Source organism: Staphylococcus xylosus, assembly GCF_002732165.1.
Taxonomy (GTDB): Bacteria; Bacillota; Bacilli; order Staphylococcales; family Staphylococcaceae; genus Staphylococcus; species Staphylococcus xylosus.
Window position 1 is genome coordinate 135172 of sequence record NZ_MRZO01000006.1, and the last position, 26369, is coordinate 161540.

General features: G+C 32.9%; 26 protein-coding genes. 21 read left to right on the forward strand and 5 right to left on the reverse strand.

Annotated features, from left to right (window positions below; genetic code table 11):
• The first annotated feature begins 295 nt into the window (after positions 1–295).
• The 4 genes from BTM19_RS10235 to ptsP all read left to right on the forward strand — a co-directional run bounded on the left by BTM19_RS10235 (position 296) and on the right by ptsP (position 4216).
• Entirely contained in the window at positions 296–1465 is a 1170-nt protein-coding gene (locus BTM19_RS10235) for a class I SAM-dependent rRNA methyltransferase (protein WP_029379083.1), read from the forward strand.
• A gap of 59 nt (positions 1466–1524) precedes the next feature.
• Positions 1525–2067, forward strand: a complete 543-nt coding sequence (locus BTM19_RS10240; RefSeq protein ID WP_029379082.1) for a hypothetical protein — start codon at positions 1525–1527, stop codon at positions 2065–2067.
• A 164-nt stretch (positions 2068–2231) separates the two neighbouring features.
• Positions 2232–2498 (forward strand): phosphocarrier protein HPr, encoded by a 267-nt coding sequence (locus tag BTM19_RS10245; RefSeq protein ID WP_017724134.1) that lies wholly within the window; start codon positions 2232–2234, stop codon positions 2496–2498.
• 2 nt (positions 2499–2500) lie between these two features.
• On the forward strand, positions 2501–4216 hold the full coding sequence (gene ptsP, locus BTM19_RS10250; RefSeq protein ID WP_042362936.1) for a phosphoenolpyruvate--protein phosphotransferase: 1716 nt from the start codon (positions 2501–2503) through the stop codon (positions 4214–4216).
• 198 nt (positions 4217–4414) lie between these two features.
• Here the strand turns inward: ptsP and BTM19_RS10255 are convergent, their stop codons facing one another.
• A complete protein-coding gene (locus tag BTM19_RS10255) occupies positions 4415–4645 on the reverse strand; it encodes a glutaredoxin family protein (RefSeq protein ID WP_029379080.1) in 231 nt (76 codons plus the stop codon).
• Positions 4646–4843: 198 nt separating this feature from the next.
• Here BTM19_RS10255 and BTM19_RS10260 point away from each other — a divergent pair, with 198 nt between their 5' ends.
• The 3 genes from BTM19_RS10260 (at position 4844) to BTM19_RS10270 (ending at position 7970) form a co-directional block, all read left to right on the forward strand.
• The gene (locus BTM19_RS10260) at positions 4844–6199 is read left to right on the forward strand and encodes a cytochrome ubiquinol oxidase subunit I (RefSeq protein ID WP_029379079.1); all 1356 of its coding nucleotides are present in this window, start codon (positions 4844–4846) and stop codon (positions 6197–6199) included.
• Entirely contained in the window at positions 6196–7212 is a 1017-nt protein-coding gene (locus tag BTM19_RS10265) for a cytochrome d ubiquinol oxidase subunit II (protein ID WP_038678278.1), read from the forward strand. Before BTM19_RS10260 ends, BTM19_RS10265 begins: the two co-directional genes overlap by 4 nt.
• 98 nt (positions 7213–7310) lie before the next feature.
• Positions 7311–7970, forward strand: coding sequence for a potassium channel family protein (locus tag BTM19_RS10270; RefSeq protein WP_017724139.1), 660 nt, complete (start codon positions 7311–7313; stop codon positions 7968–7970).
• Positions 7971–8273: 303 nt separating this feature from the next.
• Here BTM19_RS10270 and rnjA read toward each other — a convergent pair whose 3' ends face one another.
• Together rnjA and BTM19_RS10280 are read right to left on the reverse strand one after the other, a co-directional pair.
• Positions 8274–10154 carry a ribonuclease J1 gene (gene rnjA / locus BTM19_RS10275; protein ID WP_038678279.1) on the reverse strand — a complete coding sequence of 627 codons (1881 nt, stop codon included), beginning with the start codon at positions 10152–10154 and terminating at the stop codon, positions 8274–8276.
• On the reverse strand, positions 10154–10369 hold the full coding sequence (locus BTM19_RS10280; protein WP_029379076.1) for a DNA-dependent RNA polymerase subunit epsilon: 216 nt from the start codon (positions 10367–10369) through the stop codon (positions 10154–10156). The genes rnjA and BTM19_RS10280 overlap by 1 nt, the downstream gene beginning before the upstream one ends.
• Positions 10370–10871: 502 nt before the next feature.
• Here BTM19_RS10280 and BTM19_RS10285 point away from each other — a divergent pair.
• On the forward strand, positions 10872–11144 hold the full coding sequence (locus BTM19_RS10285; RefSeq protein ID WP_029379075.1) for a hypothetical protein: 273 nt from the start codon (positions 10872–10874) through the stop codon (positions 11142–11144).
• A gap of 60 nt (positions 11145–11204) precedes the next feature.
• On the opposite strand, the gene def is transcribed toward BTM19_RS10285, so the two are convergent.
• Entirely contained in the window at positions 11205–11756 is a 552-nt protein-coding gene (gene def, locus BTM19_RS10290) for a peptide deformylase (protein WP_038678281.1), read from the reverse strand.
• Between the two features lie 122 nt (positions 11757–11878).
• Here def and BTM19_RS10295 point away from each other — a divergent pair, with 122 nt between their 5' ends.
• From BTM19_RS10295 to auxB, 12 genes are all read left to right on the forward strand, one after another.
• A complete protein-coding gene (locus tag BTM19_RS10295) occupies positions 11879–12505 on the forward strand; it encodes a YkyA family protein (protein ID WP_029379073.1) in 627 nt (208 codons plus the stop codon).
• A 266-nt stretch (positions 12506–12771) separates the two neighbouring features.
• Positions 12772–13884, forward strand: a complete 1113-nt coding sequence (gene pdhA, locus BTM19_RS10300; protein ID WP_017724145.1) for a pyruvate dehydrogenase (acetyl-transferring) E1 component subunit alpha — start codon at positions 12772–12774, stop codon at positions 13882–13884.
• A gap of 3 nt (positions 13885–13887) precedes the next feature.
• Positions 13888–14865, forward strand: a complete 978-nt coding sequence (locus BTM19_RS10305) for an alpha-ketoacid dehydrogenase subunit beta (protein ID WP_017724146.1) — start codon at positions 13888–13890, stop codon at positions 14863–14865.
• A gap of 133 nt (positions 14866–14998) precedes the next feature.
• Positions 14999–16297 carry a dihydrolipoamide acetyltransferase family protein gene (locus BTM19_RS10310; protein WP_029379072.1) on the forward strand — a complete coding sequence of 433 codons (1299 nt, stop codon included), beginning with the start codon at positions 14999–15001 and terminating at the stop codon, positions 16295–16297.
• Positions 16298–16300: 3 nt separating this feature from the next.
• Complete coding sequence (gene lpdA / locus BTM19_RS10315) at positions 16301–17707, forward strand: dihydrolipoyl dehydrogenase (RefSeq protein WP_029379071.1); 1407 nt, start codon at positions 16301–16303, stop codon at positions 17705–17707.
• Positions 17708–17965: 258 nt separating this feature from the next.
• Positions 17966–18238, forward strand: a complete 273-nt coding sequence (locus tag BTM19_RS10320) for a UPF0223 family protein (protein ID WP_029379070.1) — start codon at positions 17966–17968, stop codon at positions 18236–18238.
• 164 nt (positions 18239–18402) lie between these two features.
• Entirely contained in the window at positions 18403–18942 is a 540-nt protein-coding gene (locus tag BTM19_RS10325; protein WP_029379069.1) for a helix-turn-helix domain-containing protein, read from the forward strand.
• 12 nt (positions 18943–18954) lie between these two features.
• Positions 18955–20049 (forward strand): ABC transporter ATP-binding protein, encoded by a 1095-nt coding sequence (locus BTM19_RS10330; protein WP_029379068.1) that lies wholly within the window; start codon positions 18955–18957, stop codon positions 20047–20049.
• A complete protein-coding gene (locus BTM19_RS10335; RefSeq protein WP_029379067.1) occupies positions 20042–20845 on the forward strand; it encodes an ABC transporter permease in 804 nt (267 codons plus the stop codon). The genes BTM19_RS10330 and BTM19_RS10335 overlap by 8 nt, the downstream gene beginning before the upstream one ends.
• Before the next feature lie 5 nt (positions 20846–20850).
• The gene (locus BTM19_RS10340; RefSeq protein WP_029379066.1) at positions 20851–21663 is read left to right on the forward strand and encodes an ABC transporter permease; all 813 of its coding nucleotides are present in this window, start codon (positions 20851–20853) and stop codon (positions 21661–21663) included.
• The gene (locus tag BTM19_RS10345) at positions 21660–22733 is read left to right on the forward strand and encodes an ABC transporter substrate-binding protein (protein WP_029379065.1); all 1074 of its coding nucleotides are present in this window, start codon (positions 21660–21662) and stop codon (positions 22731–22733) included. Before BTM19_RS10340 ends, BTM19_RS10345 begins: the two co-directional genes overlap by 4 nt.
• A 72-nt stretch (positions 22734–22805) precedes the next feature.
• Entirely contained in the window at positions 22806–23996 is a 1191-nt protein-coding gene (gene auxB / locus BTM19_RS10350) for a lipoteichoic acid stability factor AuxB (protein WP_029379064.1), read from the forward strand.
• Between the two features lie 97 nt (positions 23997–24093).
• Here the strand turns inward: auxB and BTM19_RS10355 are convergent, their stop codons facing one another.
• Positions 24094–25449 (reverse strand): Nramp family divalent metal transporter, encoded by a 1356-nt coding sequence (locus BTM19_RS10355; RefSeq protein WP_037557337.1) that lies wholly within the window; start codon positions 25447–25449, stop codon positions 24094–24096.
• A gap of 205 nt (positions 25450–25654) precedes the next feature.
• On the opposite strand from BTM19_RS10355, the gene BTM19_RS10360 reads away from it, so the two are divergent.
• Entirely contained in the window at positions 25655–26164 is a 510-nt protein-coding gene (locus BTM19_RS10360; protein ID WP_029379062.1) for a DUF4064 domain-containing protein, read from the forward strand.
• Positions 26165–26369 lie beyond the last annotated feature (205 nt).

Below are 26369 nucleotides of genomic sequence, written 5' to 3' on the forward strand. Positions count from 1 at the left end.
AAGACGAAGCGTTAAATCTTATTGAATAAATAAGATGATATCGACTGACTCTGGTAATAGTGACTATTAAAGAATCAAGTTTGTGACAAATGAGCATACTTTTCAATTTTAGTCAGATTTTTCCAATATAATCTTTAAAAGGCTGAGACATATATTAGTTGTCTCGGCCTTTAATATTTACTAACAATAATGTAGTTATTTAAAGATAATTGATGTTACGATAAGGTTGAGATGATAGAATAAGTAAGCGAAGAAAAATTATAAATATAAAAAGCAGAAAGGCTGACATAATTTTATGAAAACTGCCACATTAAATAGAGGTAAAGAAACAAAGTATTTAAATGAATATCCACTTATAGATGAAGATGATATTTACTCACATGACCATTTAAAAGAAGGAGATTTATTTTATTTAGTTAATAATCAGGAACAATATATTGCTACTGCATATGTTGGTAAACAACATAAAGGAATCGGATGGGTTTTAAGTTATGATAAAAATGAAGTGATTAACACGCAATTTTTTGAAAGACTATTTGAAACAGCAAAATCTGAAAGAACGTATTTTTATAATATCGACGGAACAAACGCTTTTAGAGTCTTTAATGGTGAAGGAGATGGCGTTGGCGGTCTGACAATAGACAACTACGATGGACATTTCTTAATTCAATGGTATTCAAAAGGGATTTATAAATTCCGTTATAATGTACTGTCAGCCTTAAAAGCGGTCTTTCCTTACACTTCAGTATATGAAAAAATGCGTTTTAAAGATGCAGAAATCGAAGGTGGCTTTGTTGATGGTGAAGCACCAGAATTTCCAATTGTAATTGAAGAGAACTTTACTTTTTATAATGTACACTTAGACGATGGGCCGATGACTGGCATCTTTTTAGATCAGAAAGAAGTACGTAAAAAATTAAAAGACCAATACGCAGAAAATAAAGAAATATTAAATGTTTTTAGTTATACAGGTGCATTTTCAGTCGTTGCAGCAGAAAAAGCTGAAATGACAACAAGTGTAGATTTAGCAAACCGTTCTCGTGCGTTAACTGAAGAAAACTTAGGGTTAAATAGTATCGATCCTAAATCGCAATATATTTATGTAATGGATACATTTGATTTTTATAATTATGCACGTCGTCATGATTTATTTTATGACACAATTGTTATAGATCCTCCAAGTTTTTCTAGAAATAAGAAAAAAACGTTTTCTGTACAAAAAGATTACGATAAATTAATTTTAGGTGCGCTAGATATACTTGGACCAGACGGCACGTTATTATTGTGTACAAATAATAGTGCATTTTCATTAAAAGCATTTAAAAATGTAGTGAATACAACATTAAAAGCTGAAAATGTAGATTATGAAATTGTTGATGTAATGGGCTTGCCTAAAGACTTTAAAACACATCCTCATTATAAACCTTCTAAATATTTAAAAGCTATTTTTGTAAAAATAAAGTAAAACTTTGAAAAAAGGGTATTATTTTTAATGTGAATGAATTTACTTAAGGAGTGAACGAGATGAGCTTTAAAAATAAAATAACAAATAAATTTACAAATAAAGTAGGCAATAAAGTATTAAAAATTGAAGATATTAAACAAAAAAGTAGTATACCTACAACTAATATTGAAATTGAGGAACGCCGTGAAAGAGCACAAGCACTTGTTAGAAAAAAATCAGTTTTATCTTCGAGTGTGAGTATTGTACCAATTCCAGGTTTAGACTTTGGTGTAGATATTAAACTCATGAGAGATATAATTGAAGATGTAAACAAGATTTATGGTCTTGACCATAAACAAGTTAATAATATGGGAGACGATATGAAAGAACGTGTTTTTGCAGCGGCTGCCATTCAAGGAAGTCAATTTATAGGTAAAAAAGTATCTAATGCAATATTGAAAGTAGTTATTCGAGATGTAGCAAAACGAGTAGCGGCTAAACAAACTAAATGGTTTCCTATTCTTGGCCAAGCAATCTCTGCTTCAATAAGCTATTACTTCATGAAGAAAATAGGGGAAGAACACATTCAAAAATGTGAAAAAGTTGTGAAAACACTTGTTTAGAACTATAGCGTTTTCACAAAATGATTAAAATTCGTTGAATATTGTCATATCATGGGTGCAACGAATTGAATTTATATGTATAATTTGGTAATGTTATTATATAAAACTATGCTAGGTTTTATAATAAACTAACGATTCTAACTATACGAAGGAGATATCATATTATGGAACAAAAATCATATGTAATTATTGACGAAACAGGTATCCACGCTCGTCCAGCGACAATGCTTGTTCAAACAGCTTCAAAATTCGACTCAGATATTCAATTAGAATATAATGGTAAAAAAGTTAACTTGAAATCAATCATGGGTGTTATGAGTTTAGGTGTAGGTAAAGATGCTGAAATCACTATCTACGCTGATGGTAGCGATGAAACTGACGCAATCGAAGCAATTACAGATATCTTATCTAAAGAAGGATTAACTAAATAATTATGTCTAATCATATTAATGGCATAGCTGCATCTGATGGTGTAGCTATTGCTAAAGCATATTTATTAGTTGAACCTGATCTTTCATTTGATAATGAAAAAGTAACGGATATCGACGCTGAAATTGCTAAGTTTAATCATGCTATCGAAACATCTAAAGTTGAATTAACTAAGATTAGAAATAATGCAGAAGAGAATTTAGGTGCCGATAAGGCAGCGATTTTTGATGCACATTTATTAGTTTTAGATGATCCTGAATTAATTCAACCGATTGAAGATAAAATTAAAAACGAACAAGTTAACGCACCAACTGCATTATCTGATGTAACTGGACAATTTATCACAATATTCGAATCAATGGATAATGAATACATGAAAGAGCGTGCTGCTGATATTAGAGACGTTTCCAAACGTGTATTAGCACACATCTTAGGTGTAGAATTACCGAATCCTAGTATGATTGATGAAAGCGTTGTTATAATCGGAAACGATTTAACACCTTCAGATACTGCTCAATTAAACAAAGAATTTGTACAAGGATTTGTTACAAATATTGGTGGTAGAACATCACATTCTGCAATTATGAGTCGTTCATTAGAAATTGCTGCAGTTGTAGGCACTAAATCAATTACTAAAGAAGTAAAACAAGGCGATATGATTATCGTTGATGGTTTAACTGGTGAAGTAATTATTGACCCAACTGAAGACGAAGTTATAGCGTACCAAAATAAACGTGAGCGTTTCTTTGAAGATAAGCAAGCGTTACAACAATTACGTGATGAACCTTCAACAACAGCTGATGGAACGCATGTAGAGCTTGCTGCTAACATAGGTACACCAGATGACTTAAAAGGTGTTATCGAAAATGGCGCAGAAGGTATTGGATTATACCGTACTGAGTTCTTATATATGGGTAGAGATGAAATGCCAACTGAAGATGAACAATTTGAGGCTTATAAAAAAGTGTTGGAAACAATGGAAGATAAGCGTGTTGTTGTACGTACTTTAGATATTGGTGGCGACAAAGAGTTACCATATTTAAACTTACCTGAAGAAATGAATCCATTCTTAGGATATCGTGCAATTCGTTTATGCTTAGATCAACCTGATATTTTCAGACCACAATTAAGAGCATTATTACGTGCATCTACTTACGGTAAATTAAATATCATGTTCCCAATGGTTGCCACAATTAAAGAGTTTCGAGATGCAAAAGCATTATTATTGGAAGAAAAAGAGAATTTAACAAACGAAGGCATTGAGGTATCTGACGATATTGAATTAGGTATTATGGTAGAGATACCATCAACTGCTGCTTTAGCAGATGTATTTGCTAAAGAAGTTGATTTCTTTAGTATTGGTACAAATGATTTGATTCAATATACAATGGCTGCTGATCGTATGTCTGAGCGTGTTTCTTACTTGTATCAACCATACAATCCTTCAATTTTACGTTTAGTAAAACAAGTGATTAAAGCTTCACATAATGAAGGAAAATGGACTGGTATGTGCGGAGAAATGGCTGGAGATGAAACTGCTATTCCATTGCTATTAGGTCTAGGTTTAGATGAGTTTTCAATGAGTGCGACATCTATATTGAAAGCACGTCGACAAATCAAAGGTTTAAGTCAAAATGAAATGGAAGAACTAGCGGATAGAGCAATTAATTGTGCGACTTCAGAAGAAGTGCAAGAATTGGTTGAACAATACGCAAAATAAAAATTTTGAATAATTTTGTAAGCGAATGCATATAAGTTTGAATTGCTTTAGTGTATCGCTTTAACCAAAAAACTGTTCACAGAGTTAAATAACTTTGTGAACAGTTTTTTTATTATTCAAGTCTTTCAATACACAATTGTTGTAAAAAGAAACTTTCTGAGTTAGGTTTGATATATGAGTTAATGAGGACAAAGCCAATTAACTTAAGTTTAGACTTTGATTGATTTTATCCATATCAATTTGATACATTGGTTCGTTGTCTATTAAGATAAATGGTGTAGCAAATGCATCATAATCTATCATTTCCTTTCTGAATTTTGAATTGCTAATATTTTTTTCAGTATAGTCAATTGCTTTATCTGATAAGTAATTTTTGATAAATGTACAAGGGGGGCAATCATTTTGAGTGTAAATTATAATTTCAGTCATGGTACTTTGTCCTTTCATAATTGTAATTTACTTAAATATAAGAAACTTTAATAAATTATTCAAGTTTAAAAATTACATGTTATTGGTCATTAATTTGTCACTTTATTTTGAGCGCAATTTATTTCAAAAAAAAGTAAAGCAGTTTATAATGAATAGACGTTGTGATTTTTGTCACAAATAAATAAAAAAGGTGATATTATGGATTCAGTTGAATTAGCACGTTTTTTAACTGCGATGACACTCGCAGTTCATATAATTTTTGCAACAATCGGAGTAGGTGTACCGGTCATGTTTGCTGTTGCTGAGTTTTTAGGGATTAAGAAAAATGATCCATCATATACGGCTATGGCTAAAAGGTGGTCTAAAGGCTATACCATCACAGTTGCGGTTGGTGTTGTAACCGGTACTATTATTGGTTTGCAATTGTCTTTACTTTGGCCAACGTTTATGCAAATGGGCGGTCACGTTATAGCATTACCATTGTTTATGGAAACTTTTGCTTTCTTCTTTGAAGCAATTTTCTTGAGTATTTACTTATATACATGGGATCGTTTTAAAGGGAAGTGGACACATTTTCTAATAAGTATTCCGGTTATATTAGGTGGCTCATTCTCCGCGTTCTTTATCACAGCAGTTAACTCATTCATGAACACACCTGCTGGATTTGAAATGAAAAACGGTAAAATGGTTAACGTACAGCCACTAGTAGCAATGTTTAATGATTCATTCTTAATACGTTCATTTCACGTTGTAGCCACTGCGTTAATGACGATGGCATTTGTATTAGCAGCTATTGCAGCATTCAAATTATTAAGAAATAAATTTAAAAAAGATACTGAGTATCATAAAAAAGCACTTAAATTAACTATGATTCTAGGTGTGATATTCACCTTGGGCTCAATGTTAGCTGGGGATATGTCAGCAAAATTCTTACATCAAGAGCAACCAGAAAAACTAGCAGCATATGAGTGGCATTTTGATACAGAATCAAATGCAGATTTAGTACTATTTGGTTCTTTAGATGAAAAAACACAAGAGGTTTCAGGTGCGGTTAAAATCCCTGGTATTTTAAGCTTCTTAGCAGATAATAATACAAATACGGAAGTAAAAGGGTTAAATGATTTCCCTGAGGAATTACATCCGCCGATGATTGTACATTATTATTTTGACTTAATGGTTTCTATGGGTGTATTTTGCCTTGTAGTATCAGGTGCATACGTGTTGACGCTTGTATTTAAAAAGTTACGGAAATTTACACATTCTAAACCAATGTTATATGGTGCATTATTGACTGGACCTGCAGCCATGTTGGCAATTGAGTTTGGTTGGTTCTTAACAGAACAAGGCCGTCAACCATGGATGGTTCGGGGCTATCTAAAAGTAGCTGATGCCGCAACACAAGCAGGTGGCCTAACACTCGTGACGATATTATTTGGATTACTTTATATCGTGCTTATAGTTACTTCTGCTTATGTACTGATTCGTATGTTTAGACATAAGCCAGCTTATAAAGACGTTGAAGCATTAGCTTCAGAAAGAGGTGAAGCAGAATGATATTTGCTTATATTGGTATTTCAGTGCTTTGGATTTTCTTGTTCTGTTACATCATTATCGCCTCAATTGATTTTGGTGCAGGCTTTTTTACACTACATGCAAAAATTACGAAGCAGGATAAGAAAATTAATCATTTAATCGCACGTTATCTAAATCCAGTATGGGAAGTAACAAATGTGTTCTTTGTATTTTTCTTCGTAGGAATGGTTGGATTCTTCCCGGATGCAGCGAAGTATTTTGGCACAGTGTTACTATTGCCAGCGTCAATCGCGTTGATTTTACTATCAATTAGAGGTGGCTTTTACGCTTTTGAAAACTATGGTCCAGATACAAAGTTACCTTGGTTAGCAATGTACGGCATTGCTGGATTATTGATTCCAGCTGCACTGGCTACAACGTTAACGATATCTGAAGGTGGTTATATCACTGGCACAGAAAATCATTTAGATTTAAACTGGTTAGAACTATTGCTTAGTCCATATTCATGGTCAGTAGTCTTTTTAGCGATTATTTCAGTACTTTATATCTCATCAGGGTTTCTTACATTTTACGCTTCTAAAGCAAAAGATAAACCAGCTTACAATTTATTGAGATATTGGTTCTTAATTTGGGGAGCACCTATGATCGCAGTATCATTATTTGTATTCTTGTCATTGCGTTTGCAAAATGAAGGGCACTTTTTAAATGCAGTAACAAATTATTGGTGGATGTTCCTACTAAGCTTTATATGTTTTGTTGGAGCAATGCTATTAACACTTATGAAAAAAGGGCATGGCTTTGCATTTATATTAGTGATTTTACAAATGGGCTTTGCATTCTTCGGGTATGGCGCAAGTAAATTGCCGTATATATTGTATCCTTACATTCGCATAGATGAAGGTGTTGTAAATAGTAGTATGGCAATAGCTTTAATTATTGTGTTTATTTTAGGTTTACTTTTACTCATTCCATCGTTAATATTATTATTAAGATTATTTGTTTTCGATAAAAAATATGTAGAAGGCAAAAAATAACTTAATATTTTCAAATGTGGTTATATTAATTGAAAGTAATACTTCTAAAAGTAACGATTTCAATTAATATGCCACAATTTTTAAATTGGAGGACGCATATGGATAAAGAATATGTGGTGATCGGTCTAGGTCGATTCGGTGGAAGTATAGTAAGAGAACTAAATGCATTAGACATGGATGTTATGGCAATAGATATGAATGAAGCTCGAGTAAATGAATATAGTGATATTGCAACACACGCTGTTGTAGCAGATACAACGGATGAAGCTGTGATGAAAAGTTTAGGTATTAGAAACTTTGATCATGTTATTGTTGCTATTGGAGAAAATATTCAATCTAGTACCTTAACGACTTTAATTTTAAAAGAGTTAGGCGTGAAGAAAGTAACAGCAAAAGCCCAAAACGATTATCATGCTAAGATTTTAAATAAAATTGGTGCTGATACGGTCGTGCATCCAGAACGAGATATGGGAAGAAGAATTGCGCATAATGTTGCTAGTGCAAGTGTGTTGGATTATTTAGAACTGGCAGATGAACATTCTATTGTTGAAATCAAAGCAAGTGAGAAAATGGCCGGTCAAACAATTATACAATTGGACATTCGTGCACAATTTGGCATTAGTATTATTGCCATTAAGCGTGGTAGAGAAATCTTAGTATCTCCAGATCCTAATTTAAGTATAGAAATAGGCGATATTTTAATAATGATAGGACACGATAATGATTTAAATCGTTTTGAGAAAAAAGTAGTGAGATAATTAGCACAAGATTATTAAAATTAATAATTTATGAAAAGTTATAATGATTATATATTTCATAAAAGTTAAAGATAGAAAATGCGTTTAAAAGTAGCCACTTATACAATAGCTACTTTTAAGCGTATTTTTTATTTAGGGATTAAGATGCTAGTGATTAAATTTCAATAAAAAAGATGAAGCTGAGACTTGAAATGACGTCTCAACTTCATCTTTGTATTGGTACTTACTAAACGAACCGTTATTAATTAATATTAATTCTGTTTATGTTTGCTATCGCAAATCAACATTTTGTACAACTTACCACTATTCTTTGTTTGATGGTGTATCTGTTGAATCTTTTGAATCTGTTGATTGCTTTTTATTAATATTTTGTTTTTGTTTATTATTATTATTAACTTTTTTATTATTCTTATCTATTGGCTTTTTAGATTTAGCGGGTGCCTTCGTGTTGTTTTTCTTAGGTTTAGGCTGATTATTATTAGTCTTTTTAGAATATGATTGATTACCATCTTCGTTAACTTTCATAATAACTGGTAATATCATTGGTTTACGTGCAGTTTTCTCAAATAGATAAGGTTGCAACGTTTCGATAATAGATGACTTAATTTGATGCCATTGAATCTCTGGGTTTTGATTTAACTTAGCAATTACATCTGTTTTAATTCTACGTTGTGCATCATAAATCAGTTGCCCTGATTCGCGCATATATACGAAACCTCTTGAAATAAGGTCTGGGCCTGATAACAGTGTGTTCGTATTAAAGTCTATACTAACTACAACGATTACTAAGCCTTCTTCAGATAATAGCTTTCTATCGCGAATAACTACGTTACCTATATCTCCAATGCCACTACCATCGACAAGTACATTTCCTGAAGGAATTCTACCAGCTTTACGTGCTGTGTCTCGTGTTAAAGCTAAGACATCACCTATATCAAATATAAAGACATTATCGGGTTCGACACCACATTCGATTCCAGATTGACCGTGTGCTTTTAGCATGCGGTATTCACCATGAATGGGTAGGAAGAACTTAGGGCGTAATAAGCGTAGCATCAATTGTTGATCGCCTTTAGAACCATGTCCTGAGGTATGGATATTCGATACTTTATTATGAATAACTTCTGCACCAGCACGATATAATGAGTTAATCGTACGGTTAATACTCTTTGTATTACCTGGGATAGGTGATGAACTAAAGACAACCGTATCTTCGGGTATTATTTTAATTTGTTTATGGGTACCATTGGCAATTCTTGAAAGTGCAGCCATTGGTTCACCTTGTGAACCAGTACATAAAATCAAGAGTTCATGTTTCGGAACTGTGTTGATTTTATTAGGTTCAACAAATGTTTCTGGTGGTGCTTTGATATAACCTAATTCCATACCGATTTTTATATTATTTTCCATCGAACGACCAAAAGTTACAATCTTACGATTATGTTTAATTGCGGCTTCTACGGCTTGTTGAACACGATAAATATTAGAAGCGAATGTAGCGAATATAATTCTGCCATTACAATTTCTGAATATTTTTTCGACGTTTTGACCAACTTCGCGTTCACTTAATGTGAAATCAGGTACTAATGAGTTGGTTGAATCAGAGAGTAAGCATAGAACACCTTCTTCACCAAGTCTAGCCATTTTAGCTATATTAGCAGGCTCACCAACCGGTGTTAAATCAAATTTGAAATCTCCTGTATGCACGATATTACCTTCAGGTGTGTTTACAATGACACCATAGGATTCTGGAATACTGTGCGTAGTTAAATAGAATGAAACTTCAAAGTGTTTTGATTTAATTACGCTACTTTCTTCAATTTCAATAAGTTCTGTAGTTCTTAGCAGATGATGTTCTTCTAATTTATTTCTAATTAAGCCTAAAGCTAATGGTCCGCCATATATAGGGACATTAATTTTCTTTAATAGGTAGGGCACACCACCTATATGGTCTTCGTGTCCATGAGTAATAAACAGCCCAACGATTTTATCTTGGTTCTGCTCTAGGTAAGTAATATCAGGAATAACGTAATCGATACCTAATAAATTGTCATCAGGAAATTTAATTCCGGCATCGATAATAACGATTTCATCTTGATACTCAACGGCGTAAGTGTTTTTACCAATTTCACCTAAGCCACCAAGTGCATAAACCGCAACTTCATTTTTATGAATTTGTTTCATTATTCAGCTTGCTCCACGTTGAAATGATCTGATTGTTTTTCATACTCTAAATGTGCGCCCTCTAATTTAGTTATAAATTCAATATTAAAATTACGGTTTTTTAGATATCTTCTAACTTGTTCTTCTGTTTGTCCTTCAACATAAATCGTTTGCGTGTTTTCACGTATGATTACTTCTTCACTATTATGTTGATAAAATACTTTAAATACTGCCATTTTATTATTTTCCTCCTAAAAATCATCTATTGATTTTCTTTTTTTATTGTAAAACCCTAGTGTTATAAGTGGGATGAAAATGATGAGGATTATGATGAATCATCATTATTTTCAAAAACGTGATGTTTACGCTACCATTATAGAAATACAACATACTAGTTATCCCAGTATGTTGCTAGGGCGATTTTCTTAATTTCGTTCGATTAGAAAAACACAAATATAATTGTTTGTATGTTTTCAGTTACCTCTCATTTTACATGATGTAGTAGAATAAATAAAGCAGTTTTATCTTGTTGCGTGCCATTAATACGAACAATTAGGCTCATATTTTATATAGAATGTAAAATTAACTTCATATTTTTTCAGAAAATTTGTAAAAAAATAAGTTTAAGCTTGAGTAAGAAATGAAAGTTATTATAAGATAATATTGAAAAGGAAAATAATTATCATTGCAAAGTAAGAAGATTAACGTAGTGAAAGTGATGTTGAGGGTGATGAAAAAATGGATCAAGTAAAAAGAATTATTGAAGATGTAAAAGTTGAAAAAAAACGAACTGACAAAATATTTCAAGATGTAACTTTTGAGGTGCGTGCTGAACAAGTAATCATGTTTTTTAATTATAATGAAATTATTGATAATGTGAATGGTAATCAAATTTACGTAAAACATAATCATGATCCAGAGTTTATAGATATTCAAGAGTTAAATATATTGAAATCAGAATTAAAAGAACTCGAAATTCCTTACCATGAACGAAGAGATGACTTTATGTAAAAATACCGTTAGCAATTTGAAATTATCAAATTGTTAACGGTATTTTTTAATCTGTGTAAGTTAAACTTCTATTGCATCATCGTGTGGTGCAAGTGGATTGTTTTGGTTTATATGATCATAGAACATAACACCATTAATATGGTCAATTTCATGTTGGACCACAATTGCAGGGTAACCTTTCAAACGTAATTTAACTTCTTTACCATCAATATCAGTAGCTTTTACTGTAATTCTATATTTACGATGGACAAGACCAGGAATATTTTCGTCTACGCTTAAGCATCCTTCACCAGTGGGTAGGTAAGCTTCTTGTATACTATGACTTACTACTTTTGGATTAACTAACATAAGGTCATAGCTTTTGCCATCACCATCATCTGGTAAGTATACAGCTATCATTTTTTTAGAAACATTGATTTGAGGGGCAGCAAGCCCAACGCCTGAACGCAGACCATATTTATTAGCAGTTTCCTCATCTTGACTATTAATTAAAAATTCTCGCATTGATTTTAATATATTGCGATTTTCATCAGAAATCGGTAGTGGCACATCTTGTGCTTTTTGTCGAAGTGTTGGATGTCCATCACGGATAATATCTTTCATTGTTAACATTGTTCATACACCTTCCTTAATATAAAATATACCAAAACTTAATAGGAAAAATACAGTGATAGATTTGATTTATCATAAAATATTATATAATATATCATACAAATAAAGGAGGATTTCTCAAAATGAAATTAAAATATGGCATCGGTGCAGTTCTTGCTTCTACAATTTTAGTAGCAGGTTGTACAACAGATAAAGGTGAAATTAAAGACTACAATGAAAAAGTACAAAAAGCATTTGATGAAGAGAAACCTGTTTCATCAGTGGGTAAAAAATTAAATAGTCTTGAGCAAGAAAAACAAAAATTAGTAAAAGAAATAAACGGAAAAGATCAGCAGGAAGTTAAAGAAACTTCAAAAAAAGTAGTGGATAACGTAGAAAAAAGAGAAAAAGAGTTTGAAAAAGAAGAAAAAGCGCTTGATGATTCTGAAAAAGAGTTTGAAAAAGCACAAGAGCATGTCGATAACATAAGTGATAAACAAAAGAAAAAAGAAGTTAAAGAATTGAATAATGCCCTTAAAGATAAGTACAAAGCACACGACAATTATTCTAAAGCTTATAAAAATATATTGACTAAAGAGAAAGATATGTTCAAATATACGTCAGGTAATCAAGTGGATCAAGCTGAAATCGATAAAAAGTCGGAAGCAGTATCAAAATCATACAAAGATATGAATAAAGCGTTTAAAAAATATTCAGATGCAATGAACAAAGTTAATCAAGAAAAAGAAGATGTAGATAGTCTTGCTTAAAACTGGATGCAATACATTTGAAATTTGTGTTAATCGATTATAGCATGAACATTGTGGGCGCTTACATTTAAAAGGAAGATTCTAGATTAAAACGCAGAATTTTTGGTGGTACAGTGTTATAATTTTCATTAGTACAGATTGAAAAACTGTACTCATTTTGAGTATTACAGAACTTTTTCAAATTGTTTAACAGTGTAACAGTTTTGTGGTACAATGTGATAGGATAAAATGAATTTCTACTATACGGGAAAGGTTTGGTGAATTGAATGGCTCAGAAATTAAAAGCCCAATTCGATGCAGAGAAGGTATTGAATGATACTGAATCTAAATTTGAAATGATTCAAATTTTGAATGAAGATGGCAATGTTGTTAATGAAGATTTATTACCAGAATTGTCAGACGAGCAATTAGTTGAATTAATGGAAAGAATGGTATGGACACGTATCCTCGATCAACGTTCTATTTCATTAAATAGACAAGGGAGACTAGGTTTCTATGCTCCAACAGCAGGACAAGAAGCTTCACAATTAGCTTCACAATATGCTTTAGAGCAAGAAGATTTTATTTTACCAGGTTACCGTGATGTACCACAATTAATCTGGCAAGGTTTACCTTTAACGGAAGCTTTCTTATTCTCAAGAGGTCACTTTAAAGGTAATAGAATGCCTGAAGGAGTTAACGCTCTAAGTCCACAAATTATTATCGGTGCACAGTATGTTCAAACAGCTGGTGTAGCATTAGGTATTAAAAAACGTGGTAAACAAGCTGTAGCAATCACTTACACTGGTGATGGTGGTTCGTCACAAGGTGATTTCTATGAAGGAATTAACTTTGCTTCTGCTTATAAAGCACCTGCAATTTTCGTTATTCAAAATAACAACTATGCGATTTCTACACCACGTAGTAAACAAACAGCAGCTACAACATTAGCTCAAAAAGCAATCTCAGTTGGTATCCCTGGTATCCAAGTTGATGGTATGGATGCATTAGCAGTATATCAAGCAACTAAAGAAGCGCGTGATCGTGCTGTAAATGGTGAAGGTCCAACATTAATTGAAACAATAACATACCGTTATGGTCCTCATACAATGGCTGGTGACGATCCAACTAAATATAGAACATCTGATGAAGATTCTGAATGGGAGAAAAAGGATCCATTAGTACGCTTTAGAAAATTCCTTGAAAATAAAGGTTTATGGACTGAAGAAAAAGAAAACGAAGTTATCGAACGTGCTAAATCTGAAATCAAAGCTGCTATTAAAGAAGCAGACAACACTGAAAAACAAACAGTTGTTGACTTGATGGAAAATATGTACGATGAAATGCCTCAAAATTTAGCTGAGCAATATGAAATTTATAAAGAGAAGGAGTCGAAGTAACCGATGGCACAAATGACAATGGTTCAAGCGATTAATAATGCGCTTAAAACCGAATTACAAAATGATGAAAATGTCTTACTTTTCGGTGAAGACGTCGGTGTTAACGGTGGTGTTTTCCGTGTAACTGAAGGTTTACAAAAAGAATTCGGAGAAGATCGTGTATTCGATACACCTTTAGCGGAATCTGGTATTGGTGGTTTAGCTCTAGGTTTAACTACACAAGGATACCGTCCAGTTATGGAAATACAATTCTTAGGATTTGTATTTGAAGTATTCGACTCTGTAGCAGGACAAATTGCGCGTACGCGTTTCCGTTCTGGTAACTCTAAACAAGCTCCAGTTACAATTCGTGCACCATTTGGTGGCGGTGTTCATACACCAGAATTACACGCTGATAACTTAGAGGGTATTTTAGCTCAATCACCTGGTTTACACGTGGTAATCCCTTCAAATCCGTACGACGCTAAAGGATTATTAATTTCTGCAATTAGAAGTAATGACCCAGTTGTATATTTAGAGCACATGAAATTATACCGTTCTTTCCGTGATGAAGTACCTGAAGAAGAGTACACAATTGAAATCGGTAAAGCTAGCGTAAAACAAGAAGGTAATGACATAACACTTATTGCATATGGTGCAATGGTACAAGAGTCATTAAAAGCAGCAGAAGAATTAGAAAAAGAAGGTTATTCAGTAGAAGTTATTGACTTACGTACTGTTCAACCAATTGATATTGAAACACTTGTCGCTTCAGTTGAAAAAACTGGTCGTGCGGTAGTAGTTCAAGAAGCTCAACGTCAAGCTGGTGTTGGTGCTACAGTTGCATCTGAATTAGCTGAGCGTTCAATTCTTTCATTAGAAGCTCCTATTGCAAGAGTTGCAGCGGCTGACACTGTCTATCCGTTTACACAAGCTGAAAACGTTTGGTTACCAAACAAAAACGATATCATTGAAAAAGCAAAAGAAACATTAGAATTTTAATATACTCATTGAATGGAGTAGCGTATACGACACTCCATTCAAGTTTATATATACAACAAAGAAGGTATGAGTAAATTATCTCGACCTGTTTTCTAATTTTTGACTTAATATGAATTTTTAGGAGGATAATAACGTGGCATTTGAATTTAAATTACCCGACATTGGTGAAGGTATCCACGAAGGTGAAATTGTAAAATGGTTTGTTAAAGCTGGAGATACAATTGAAGAAGACGATGTATTAGCAGAAGTACAAAACGACAAATCAGTTGTAGAAATTCCATCTCCTGTTTCAGGTACTGTTGAAGAAGTTTTAGTAGACGAAGGTACTGTAGCAGTTGTTGGTGATACAATTGTTAAAATCGACGCACCAGATGCAGAAGACATGCAATTTAAAGGTAGCGAAAGTGACGAAGCTGCTAGCGAAGAAACAGAAGCGCCAGCAGAAGAAACTACATCAGAAGCACCTGCTCAATCTTCAAATGATGAAGAAGTAGATGAAAGCAAACGCGTTAAAGCGATGCCTTCAGTTCGTAAATACGCACGTGAAAAAGGTATTAATATTAAAGCTGTTTCAGGTTCAGGTAAAAACGGACGCACTACTAAAGAAGACGTTGACGCTTACTTAAATGGTGGTCAAGCATCTGCTTCTAACGAAAGTGCAGCAGCTACTAGCGAAGAAACAACTAGCACAGGTGCTTCACAACCAGCAGCAGTTTCTACTGAAGGTGAATACCCAGAAACTACTGAAAAAATTCCTGCAATGCGTAAAGCAATTGCTAAAGCAATGGTTAACTCAAAACACACTGCACCACACGTAACATTAATGGATGAAATTGATGTTCAAGAATTATGGGATCACCGTAAAAAATTCAAAGAAGTTGCAGCTGAGCAAGGTACTAAATTAACTTTCTTACCTTACGTTGTAAAAGCACTTGTTTCTGCACTTAAAAAATATCCAGCACTTAACACAGAATTCAACGAAGAAGCTGGCGAAATCGTGCATAAACATTACTGGAATATTGGTATCGCAGCTGATACAGATAGAGGATTATTAGTACCAGTAGTTAAAAATGCTGATCGCAAATCTATGTTTGCAATTTCAGACGAAATTAATGAACTTGCTGTTAAAGCTCGTGATGGTAAATTATCAGCTGATGAAATGAAAGGTGCTACTTGTACAATCAGTAACATCGGTTCAGCTGGTGGACAATGGTTCACGCCAGTTATCAATAACCCAGAAGTTGCAATTTTAGGTATTGGACGCATTGCACAAAAACCTATCGTTAAAGATGGTGAAATTATTGCAGCTCCAGTATTATCATTATCATTAAGCTTTGACCACAGACAAATTGATGGTGCTACTGGACAAAATGCTATGAATCATATTAAACGTTTATTAAATAATCCAGAATTATTATTAATGGAGGGGTAAAACATGGTAGTTGGAGATTTCCCAATTGAAACAGATACTATTGTAATCGGAGCAGGACCTGGTGGATATGTTGCAGCAATTCGTGCGGCACAATTAGGTCAAAAAGTAACAATCGTAGAAAAAGGCGAACTTGGTGGTGTATGTCTTAACGTAGGATGTATTCCTTCAAAAGCGTTATTACACGCTTCGCATCGTTACGACGAAACGAAGAACTCTGAAAATTTAGGTGTAATCGCTGAAAGTGTTTCACTAAAATTTGATAAAGTTCAAGAATTCAAGCAATCAGTTGTTAAGAAATTAACTGGTGGAGTTGAAGGATTATTAAAAGGTAATAAAGTTGAAATCGTAAAAGGTGAAGCTTACTTTGTTGATAACAATAGCCTACGTGTTATGGATGAAAAAAGTGCTCAAACTTATAACTTCAAAAACGCGATTATTGCAACTGGTTCTAGACCAATTGAAATCCCTAACTTCAAGTTTGGTAACCGCGTAATTGATTCTACTGGCGCTTTAAATTTACAAGATGTTCCTGGTAAATTAGTTGTTGTTGGTGGAGGCTACATTGGTTCAGAATTAGGAACTGCTTTCGCTAACTTTGGTTCAGAAGTTACTATCTTAGAAGGTGCAAAAGACATCTTAGGTGGTTTCGAAAAACAAATGACGCAACCTGTTAAAAAAGGTATGAAAGAAAAAGGCGTTGAAATTGTAACTGAAGCAATGGCTAAATCTGCTGAAGAAACTGAAAATGGTGTTAAAGTAACTTATGAAGTAAAAGGTGAAGAACAAACAATCGATGCTGATTACGTATTAGTTACTGTAGGACGTCGTCCTAACACTGACGAATTAGGCTTAGAAGAGTTAGGTCTTAAATTTGCAGATCGTGGATTATTAGAAGTAGACAAACAAAGCCGTACTTCAGTTGAAAACATTTTCGCAATTGGTGATATCGTTCCTGGTTTACCACTTGCGCATAAAGCTAGCTATGAAGCTAAAGTTGCTGCTGAAGTAATTGCTGGCGAAGCATCTGAAGTAGACTACATTGGTATGCCTGCTGTATGTTTCACTGAACCAGAACTTGCTACTGTAGGTTACACTGAAGCTCAAGCTAAAGAAGAAGGATTAGCAGTTACAGCTTCTAAATTCCCTTATGCAGCTAATGGCCGTGCTTTATCATTAGATGATACAACTGGATTTGTTAAATTGTTAACACTTAAAGAAGATAATACATTAGTAGGTGCTCAAGTAGTTGGTACTGGTGCTTCAGATATTATTTCTGAATTAGGTTTAGCAATTGAAGCAGGTATGAATGCTGAAGACTTATCTTTAACTATTCATGCTCACCCAACATTAGGTGAAATGTCTATGGAAGCTGCTGAAAAAGCATTAGGATTACCTATCCATACAATGTAATTACTTTAGATTTTCATACTAAAGTTAAAAATGAATGTGATATAACAAATATTTGTTATCACACTGGTACAGATGTTTACAATTGAGCATAGCTTAAATTAAGTTCATGCTCAATGTAATCATTTATTACCAATATGACAAATGAGTCCGGGGCATAAATAGATGTCTCGGATTTTTTTGTATATACTATGTAGATGATACTAAATATTAATTTAAAATATTATGAATATAAATCAAGGGAATTGGAGGTAAAGAACAATGGAATATCAATATCCGATAGATTTAGATTGGACGAATGACGAGATGATGCAAGTCGTGTCATTTTTCAATGCTGTTGAGGCTTATTATGAATCTAAAGTCGAAGGGCAACGCGTACTAGATCGCTATAAACAATTTAAAGAAATTGTACCTGGCAAAGCTGAAGAAAAACAGATTTTCAAAGAATTCGAAAATAGTAGTGGTTATAACAGTTATCAAGTAGTTAAAGCAGTGCAAACTTCACCAGAACAAAAATATTTTTCGTCAAAATAAAAATAACTATTGTCATAAAAGCTATATTCTGATATTTTTATTAAGCATTAAACAAAATGTTTGATAAAAGTAAACAGAATATGGCTTTTTATTTTTAAGACTATAAACTTTTTTATAATGAAAAATTAAAACTTTTCACTATAATTTTTGAAAAGGTGAAAGAAATGGATATAGGTAAGAAAATTAAGAATTTACGTATTATAAAGCATTTAACACAAGAAGAATTAGCAGAACGTACTGACTTATCAAAAGGTTATATATCACAGATAGAAAGTCAACATGCATCGCCAAGTATGGAAACATTTTTGAATATATTAGAAGTTTTGGGCACGACCCCTGGTGATTTTTTCAAAGAAGCCCGAACAGAAAAGGTATTATACAAAAAAGCATCACAAGTTACTTATGATGAATATGATAAGGGTTATATATTAAATTGGCCGGTTACACAATCAAATGAATTTGAAATGGAACCATTATTATTAACTTTAAAAGGAAATGCCTCATATAAAAACTTTGAACCTTCAGAATCAGATACTTTCATCTATTGCTTAAAAGGGCAAGTTACTTTGAAATTAGGCGATGATGAGCACCATGCTGTAGTAGGTGACGCACTTTATTTTAAGGCAAACCAGTTACATAGATTAATAAACCCAACATCAGAGGAAGCTCAAGTGATGATAGTCGCTACTGCTTCTTATTTATAGGAGGATATATACATGGAACCTTTATTATCTTTCAAATCTGTAAGTAAAAGCTATGATGATTTACAGATTCTAGACAAGATTGATATTGATATAGAGTCAGGTTATTTTTATACGCTACTTGGTCCGTCGGGTTGTGGTAAAACAACCATATTAAAACTCATTGCTGGCTTTGAGACTGCAGATAATGGAGAAATTATTTATCAAAATAAGAAAATCAATCAAACACCTGCAAATAAACGTAAAGTAAATACAGTGTTTCAGGATTATGCATTGTTTCCTCATCTTAATGTTTATGACAATATAGCTTTTGGATTAAAACTTAAAAAAATGACTAAGACTGAAATTAAAAACAAAGTTGATGAAGCTTTACAGCTTGTGAAATTAACAGGGTATGAGACCCGCACAATTGATGGTATGAGTGGCGGTCAAAAGCAACGTATTGCAATTGCACGAGCTATTGTCAATGAGCCTGAAATACTCTTGTTAGATGAGTCACTGTCTGCACTAGATTTAAAATTACGTACACAAATGCAATATGAGTTAAGAGAGATACAATCAAGATTAGGAATAACGTTTATTTTTGTAACACATGACCAAGAGGAAGCCTTAGCACTTAGTGATTATATCTTTGTTATGAAAGATGGTAAAATTCAACAATTTGGTACGCCTACTGACATTTATGATGAACCGGTCAATCGCTTTGTGGCAGATTTTATAGGAGAATCTAATATCGTTGAAGGTACAATGATCGATGACTATTTAGTTAATATTTATGGTCAAGATTTTGACTGTGTTGATATGGGGATAGATTCACAGAAAAAGGTTGAAGTTGTTATAAGGCCAGAAGATATTAGTTTGATAGCAGCGGAAGAAGGTCTATTTGAGGTTACTGTTGATTCAATGCTATTTAGAGGCGTTCATTATGAAATTAATTGTATAGATAGAAAAGGCTATGAATGGATGATTCATTCTACTAAAAAAGCGGAAATAGGAAGCAAAGTTGGCTTGTATTTTGATCCTGAAGCGATTCACATTATGGTACCAGGAGAAACTGAAGAAGAATTTGATCAACGTATCGAAAGTTATGAGGAGCTTAACCATGAGTAAAATAAACAAGTTCTTATTTATTCCGTATGTGTTGTGGATGATACTATTTATTATCGTTCCAGTACTTTTGCTTGTGTACTTTTCATTATTTGATTTACACGGGCATTTTAGTTTTGACAATTATAAGCAAATTCTGACATGGAAATATTTTCATATGATATGGGACTCAGTAGTTTTTGCAGCTGTTATTACGCTCATCACGTTGCTTATCAGTTATCCAGCAGCTTATTTTATCAGGTCTTCAAAATTTCAAAATTTATGGTTACTGATATTAATCATACCTACATGGATTAATTTACTACTGAAGACCTATGCATTTATTGGGTTATTAAGTCATGATGGTATTATCAATCAAATGCTCAAATTATTACATTTACCTGAAATGGATTTATTGTTTACTGTTCCAGCATTTTTAATTGTAGCAAGCTATATTTATATCCCATTTATGATTTTGCCTATTTTTAATAGTATGAAAGACATTCCCAATAATATATTACAAGCATCTAGCGACTTAGGTGCAAGTCCGCTCACTACCTTTAGAAAAGTAATACTTCCTTTAACTAAACAAGGTGTATTAACAGGTATTCAAGTGACGTTCATTCCTGCCTTATCATTGTTTATGATAACGAGATTAATTGCAGGAAACAAAGTAATTAATATAGGAACTGCGATTGAAGAGCAATTTCTTGTAATTCAAAATTATGGGATGGGTTCAACGATTGCGCTATGCCTCATTATGTTTATGGCAATAGTGTTAATCATTACTAATACTAAATCTTCGAATGGGAGAGGGTGAATCACGTGAAATGGTATGGTAAGGCATATATCTGCATATTAACGGCAGTATTATACGTTCCAATTTTATTTTTAATGCTTTATTCCTTTAATTCCGCAGGTAACATGATTCACTTTGAAGGATTTACATTAGAACATTATCAATCATTATTTAGTAATGAACGCCTTATGGCAGTTATTTTTAATACAATTGCTGTTGCTTTATTAGCTGCAGCCTTTGCAACGGTGATTGGTACGATGGGTGCGATTGGTTTATTTCATTTGAGAAATAAAAAGTTAAAAGTTTCATTATTAACATTAAATAATGTATTGATGGTTTCATCAGATGTTGTTATTGGAGCATCATTTTTAATTATGTTTACAGCAATTGGTCATTTTACGGGTCTAGGACTTGGATTCACGACTGTGTTAATATCTCATATTGCATTCTGTATACCCATTGTTGTTATTATTGTTTTACCCAAACTCTATGAAATGAATGATTATACACTTAATGCAGCGCGTGATTTAGGTGCAACTGAATTTCAAGTACTAAATAAAGTAATGTTACCGCATTTGATGCCAGCAATCATTGGTGGGTTTTTTATGGCTCTCACATATTCACTAGATGATTTTACTGTAAGTTTCTTTGTGACAGGTAACGGGTTTAGTGTATTATCAGTAGAAGTGTATGCCATGGCTAGAAAAGGTATAAGCATGGAAATCAATGCTATTTCTACAATATTATTTGTAGTTATTATGTTAGGTATTTTTGGTTATTACTTCATTCGAAATATGATGAAACATAAAAAGCAAGTGAAACGAGGTTTACAGCAATGAAGCGATTCTTACAATTAATCATAGTTTCAGTTGTTGTGGGATTGATATGTCTGTTTGTCAGTCATAAGTATACAGCGAAAGATCATTCAAAAACTGGCGAAAAAATTTACGTTTATAATTGGGGAGAATATATCGATCCTAGTTTAATTAAAAAATTCCAAAAGGAAACAGGTATTGAAGTAATCTATGAAACTTTTGATTCTAATGAGGCTATGGAAGCAAAAATACGTAACGGCGGTACGCACTACGACGTTGCTTTTCCTAGTGAATATACTGTTCAAAAATTAAAAAGACAAAACATGTTATTACCAATAAATCATGATAAAATCCCTAATATCAAAAATTTAGATTCGGATTATATGAATATGTCTTTTGATAAAAATAATCGATATTCGTTGCCGTATTTTTTCGGAACTGTAGGAATTATTTATAATAAAAAAGCTTATCCTAATGACAATTTTGACTCTTGGAATCAATTATATAATAAAAAGTATAGCAATGATGTATTATTAGTAGATGGTGCAAGAGAAGTAATAGGTTTAGCATTGAATAAATTAGGATACAGTCTAAATGATACGAATTCACAACACCTAGAAAAAGCGGAAAGAACTTTAAGGCATTTAGGTCCAAACGTTAAAGGTGTCGTAGGTGATGAAATCACAATGATGCTAGAACAACATGAAGCGAATGTTGCTGTTGTGTGGAGTGGTGTTGCTGCTCCTATGGTTCAGGGTAGTGATGAATTTGATTATGTTGTGCCTAAAGAAGGTTCAAATTTATGGTTTGATAATATGGTTATACCTAAAACTGCTCAAAATAAAGCAGGCGCATATAAGTTTATGAATTTCTTACTAGACGCACAAAATAATAAACAGAATACAGAATGGGTCGGTTATGCAACACCAAATAAAGCAGCAAGAAATTTACTTCCAGATGATGTGAAAAATGATGAACGATTTTATCCATCACAAGAGTCACAAGAAAAATTAGAAGTATACAGAGATTTAGGAAAAGAAACATTGAGTGAATATAATGAACGATTTTTAAATTTTAAAATGTCATTAAAATAAATCTAAGTTAGTAGTTATTTTAGCGTATTTTCGCTATAATAGTTTGAAAGCATTATAAGGAGTTGTATAGACATGTCAGGAGAGCAATATACTCAAGTTAGACGACCTGTGAGTCGACTAGCAGAAAAAGTATTAGGTTGGTTAAGCTGGGTATTTTTATTATTACTAACCATTATTACGATGTTTATTGCACTAGTATCTTTTAGTAGTGAGACATCAATACAAAATTTAGAAACAACATTAAATGGTAATGATTTTGTTCAGCAAATTTTAGCTAATAATAGCTTGAATACAACTCAATTTGTTATTTGGTTACAAAATGGAGTTTGGGCTATTATCGTTTACTTTATTGTATGTTTATTATTATCATTCTTAGCACTTATCTCAATGAATATTAGAATGCTATCAGGATTTTTATTCCTTTTAGCTACAATAGTTACATTGCCGTTAGTGTTATTGTTTGTTCCACTTATTATTCCAATCTTATTTTTAATCGTAGCAGTTATGATGTTTGCACGTAAAGATAAGTTGGAAACGGTGCCTACTTATTATGGTGAAGGATATCAAGGTCGTTATTCAGAATATGAACCACAGGTTGAATCAACACCACAATATAGTGAGAGAGAACATACTTCTGACGTTGAACAACAAGTGAGCAAAGAGAATCAGCTAAGAAGAGGTGGCTATTCTTCTGAAATAGCAGAAAAAGTGAACGCTGAAACACAAGAGGCACATGAAGAACCCCAAGTACTTTCAAGACAAGCGAAATACAATTATAAACAGAAAAAACAGACAGAAGATAACCAACAGCAAACTGATGAATTTGGTGCAGTTAGTGATGTTTATGATGAAGATGGAGAGCCAGTTTCAAATCAAAGTCAAACAGAAGTTGATGATACAACAACAGAGTATGAAGAACAAGCTCAAGCAGAAGCTGCTCAGAGAAGACAAGAAGCGTATGAAGAAGAGCAACGAAAACAGCAAGAAGCATACGAAGAAGAACAACGTCGTAAGCAAGCTCAAGCAGAAGAAGCGGCAAGATTGAAACAAGAGAAAGCAGAAGAAAAGGCTCGCATTAAACAAGAGAAAAAAGAACGTCGAAAACGTGAAAAAGAAAGACGTAAACAACAACCAAGTGCAGTAAATCAACGCAGACAAAATTTTGAAGAACGTAAAAAAATGACTTCACAAACTACGGATGATTCAGCTGATTATAATAATAATAAAGCATCTGAATCCGACGACAAAGAAGACAATAAATAAGTATAAATATTTTAAAATGTGTTATGAGATATGATAGCGTATTTGAAAGTTAAAAAAGGAACGAGACATTAGGTCTCGTTCCTTTTTTGTGCTTCATTTATAGTTCTTGAAAAGTCTGTATAATTAAGTATATATTTAATAAACTTAAAATAATGATTAAAATCCAAGAGATGATATTAACCCACGTTTTATTTTTGAATTGTCCCATTAAATTATGGTTATTAGTTGAAAGTTGTAATGGGATTAGTGAGAATGGTAGGGCTAAACTTAAAAAAACTTGTGAGAACACTAGTAATTGTTCCATTTTTGCTTCGTTGCTTTTGAAGATAATTAAGCACAATATAATTGGTAATATCGCGATTGAACGAGTAATCAATCTACGTAACCAATTTGGTATTTTTAAATTGATAAAACCTTCCATCACAATTTGACCAGCCATTGTCCCGGTTATTGTAGAATTTTGACCAGAAGCTAGTAATGCAACAGCAAAAAGTGTACTCATGATTGCGCCTAACGAAGCTCCTAATACAGGTTGATTTTGTAACGCATTGAATAAGTCATAAAATCCACCGAGTTGGTCTGAATTAACACCAAAGAAAAGCGCGGCACCTAGTACTAAAAGTAAACAGTTAACTATAAAAGCAATGGACAATTGAATGTTTGAATCTATAATTGCATATTTAATCGCTTGTGCTTTAGATTTAGTACTTTTACGATCATACATTCTTGATTGAACAATGGATGAATGTAAATATAAGTTATGAGGCATGATTGTCGCTCCAATTATACCTAAAGCAATAAAGAGAGCACTATTATCTGTGACGATTGTTTTATTAGGGACGAATCCATTTAAAACTTCTGTTACATGTGGGGAAGCTACAAAGACTTCAAAGATAAATATAACAAGCACTGTAAAAATAAGTGTGCCTACAATAGCTTCAATTTTTCTAAAGCCAAATTTCATAATGAACAATAATAGAAAAACATCTAAGACAGTGATTAATGCCCCTGCCAATAAGGGGATGCCAAAGAGTAAATCAAGTGCGATTGCACTACCTATTACTTCAGCAATATCTGTTGCGATAATTGCTAGTTCTGCAATAATCCAAAATATAAAAGCAATCGGTTTATTTAAATAGTGTTTTGTTGCTTGTGCTAAGTCCATACCTGTTGCTATTCCTAACCTTACTGTCATACTTTGTAATAACATGGCTGACAGACTTGAAAGTAAAATCACGAATAGCAAAATGTAGCCGAACTGTGCACCACCTTGCATAGATGTAATCCAATTACCAGGATCCATATAACCTACTGCTACTAATAGGCCAGGTCCTAAATATGAAAAAAGTTTTTGGCTAAACTTGCCATGAGCATTGACGGAAACCGTATTATTGATTTCATCTAAACTCTTGTTATGGGATTGATTCGTTTTGGTCAATACCCTCACCTCCATATACATTTATTAACATTTCATAGATTACTCCAAAAAAAATATTAGGTCAACCTAAACAGTACTGTGATAGTCACTTTATTTTTACTGAATTTATTATTAAATTTAAACATATTGAATAAAGATGTGTAGCAATTAGGACGTGATGATTTTTTACTCAATATAAATTTGCTATGATAGAATTAATAAAATAAGTAGGAGGAAGATTATGAAAAGAAAAGCTGAAAGAATCACAGCCTGGGTAGCAAATGGTCTAAGTATACTATTCTTGTTACTCATGATCCTTGTATTTTCTTTCCTAAATGTGCCAGAGTTTCAAGAAACATTTAAAGAGATGAATCAGCAACAAGGTGTAGAAATGTCAGTTGAAGCATTTAAAACTTCCGTGATTTTCCAAGGTACCTTTTTAATTATTTCAACGATACTAGGTATTATTGGAACATTGACTATTAAAGGTAATCGTATATTAGCAGGTTGTATGTTAATTATTGCAGCAATTACTGGTATATTTGCAGGGAACTTTATTGCACTGATATTATGGTTTGTTGTTGCTATCATGTTGTTTGTAAGAAAAGATCCGCACGATGGACAAAATCAAAATGATAGAGCATTTTATCAACAAAATTTTGATGAGCAAAATAATCAGCGCAAACAATCAGAAATAAACCCAGAAAATGAAATGAAAAAGAAAAAAGAGGATGACCCATATATTTACTAAAATGGTTTTGATTAGGTGATTTAATGAATTTACAAGACTTTGAATTATTGTATAAGGAACACTAACTCAATGGATTTTAAAGTAATCTTTCAAAGAAGTAAGATTTTAAGCTATTACTAATATAATGATTAGGTCCGAGACATAAATATCTGTGACTAAAGAATAAACATCAATTTCTACTGAAAATATATAGAAATTGATGTTT

What these genes read in the sequence shown, in the direction of transcription:
- BTM19_RS10235 (WP_029379083.1), top strand. Translation starts at nt 296, where the DNA reads ATGAAAACTGCCACATTAAATAGAGGTAAAGAAACAAAGTATTTAAAT.
- BTM19_RS10240 (WP_029379082.1), top strand. Translation starts at nt 1,525, where the DNA reads ATGAGCTTTAAAAATAAAATAACAAATAAATTTACAAATAAAGTAGGC.
- BTM19_RS10245 (WP_017724134.1), top strand. Translation starts at nt 2,232, where the DNA reads ATGGAACAAAAATCATATGTAATTATTGACGAAACAGGTATCCACGCT.
- ptsP (WP_042362936.1), top strand. Translation starts at nt 2,501, where the DNA reads ATGTCTAATCATATTAATGGCATAGCTGCATCTGATGGTGTAGCTATT.
- BTM19_RS10255 (WP_029379080.1), bottom strand. Translation starts at nt 4,645, where the DNA reads ATGACTGAAATTATAATTTACACTCAAAATGATTGCCCCCCTTGTACA.
- BTM19_RS10260 (WP_029379079.1), top strand. Translation starts at nt 4,844, where the DNA reads ATGGATTCAGTTGAATTAGCACGTTTTTTAACTGCGATGACACTCGCA.
- BTM19_RS10265 (WP_038678278.1), top strand. Translation starts at nt 6,196, where the DNA reads ATGATATTTGCTTATATTGGTATTTCAGTGCTTTGGATTTTCTTGTTC.
- BTM19_RS10270 (WP_017724139.1), top strand. Translation starts at nt 7,311, where the DNA reads ATGGATAAAGAATATGTGGTGATCGGTCTAGGTCGATTCGGTGGAAGT.
- rnjA (WP_038678279.1), bottom strand. Translation starts at nt 10,154, where the DNA reads ATGAAACAAATTCATAAAAATGAAGTTGCGGTTTATGCACTTGGTGGC.
- BTM19_RS10280 (WP_029379076.1), bottom strand. Translation starts at nt 10,369, where the DNA reads ATGGCAGTATTTAAAGTATTTTATCAACATAATAGTGAAGAAGTAATC.
- BTM19_RS10285 (WP_029379075.1), top strand. Translation starts at nt 10,872, where the DNA reads ATGGATCAAGTAAAAAGAATTATTGAAGATGTAAAAGTTGAAAAAAAA.
- def (WP_038678281.1), bottom strand. Translation starts at nt 11,756, where the DNA reads ATGTTAACAATGAAAGATATTATCCGTGATGGACATCCAACACTTCGA.
- BTM19_RS10295 (WP_029379073.1), top strand. Translation starts at nt 11,879, where the DNA reads ATGAAATTAAAATATGGCATCGGTGCAGTTCTTGCTTCTACAATTTTA.
- pdhA (WP_017724145.1), top strand. Translation starts at nt 12,772, where the DNA reads ATGGCTCAGAAATTAAAAGCCCAATTCGATGCAGAGAAGGTATTGAAT.
- BTM19_RS10305 (WP_017724146.1), top strand. Translation starts at nt 13,888, where the DNA reads ATGGCACAAATGACAATGGTTCAAGCGATTAATAATGCGCTTAAAACC.
- lpdA (WP_029379071.1), top strand. Translation starts at nt 16,301, where the DNA reads ATGGTAGTTGGAGATTTCCCAATTGAAACAGATACTATTGTAATCGGA.
- BTM19_RS10320 (WP_029379070.1), top strand. Translation starts at nt 17,966, where the DNA reads ATGGAATATCAATATCCGATAGATTTAGATTGGACGAATGACGAGATG.
- BTM19_RS10325 (WP_029379069.1), top strand. Translation starts at nt 18,403, where the DNA reads ATGGATATAGGTAAGAAAATTAAGAATTTACGTATTATAAAGCATTTA.
- BTM19_RS10330 (WP_029379068.1), top strand. Translation starts at nt 18,955, where the DNA reads ATGGAACCTTTATTATCTTTCAAATCTGTAAGTAAAAGCTATGATGAT.
- BTM19_RS10335 (WP_029379067.1), top strand. Translation starts at nt 20,042, where the DNA reads ATGAGTAAAATAAACAAGTTCTTATTTATTCCGTATGTGTTGTGGATG.
- BTM19_RS10345 (WP_029379065.1), top strand. Translation starts at nt 21,660, where the DNA reads ATGAAGCGATTCTTACAATTAATCATAGTTTCAGTTGTTGTGGGATTG.
- auxB (WP_029379064.1), top strand. Translation starts at nt 22,806, where the DNA reads ATGTCAGGAGAGCAATATACTCAAGTTAGACGACCTGTGAGTCGACTA.
- BTM19_RS10355 (WP_037557337.1), bottom strand. Translation starts at nt 25,449, where the DNA reads ATGGAGGTGAGGGTATTGACCAAAACGAATCAATCCCATAACAAGAGT.
- BTM19_RS10360 (WP_029379062.1), top strand. Translation starts at nt 25,655, where the DNA reads ATGAAAAGAAAAGCTGAAAGAATCACAGCCTGGGTAGCAAATGGTCTA.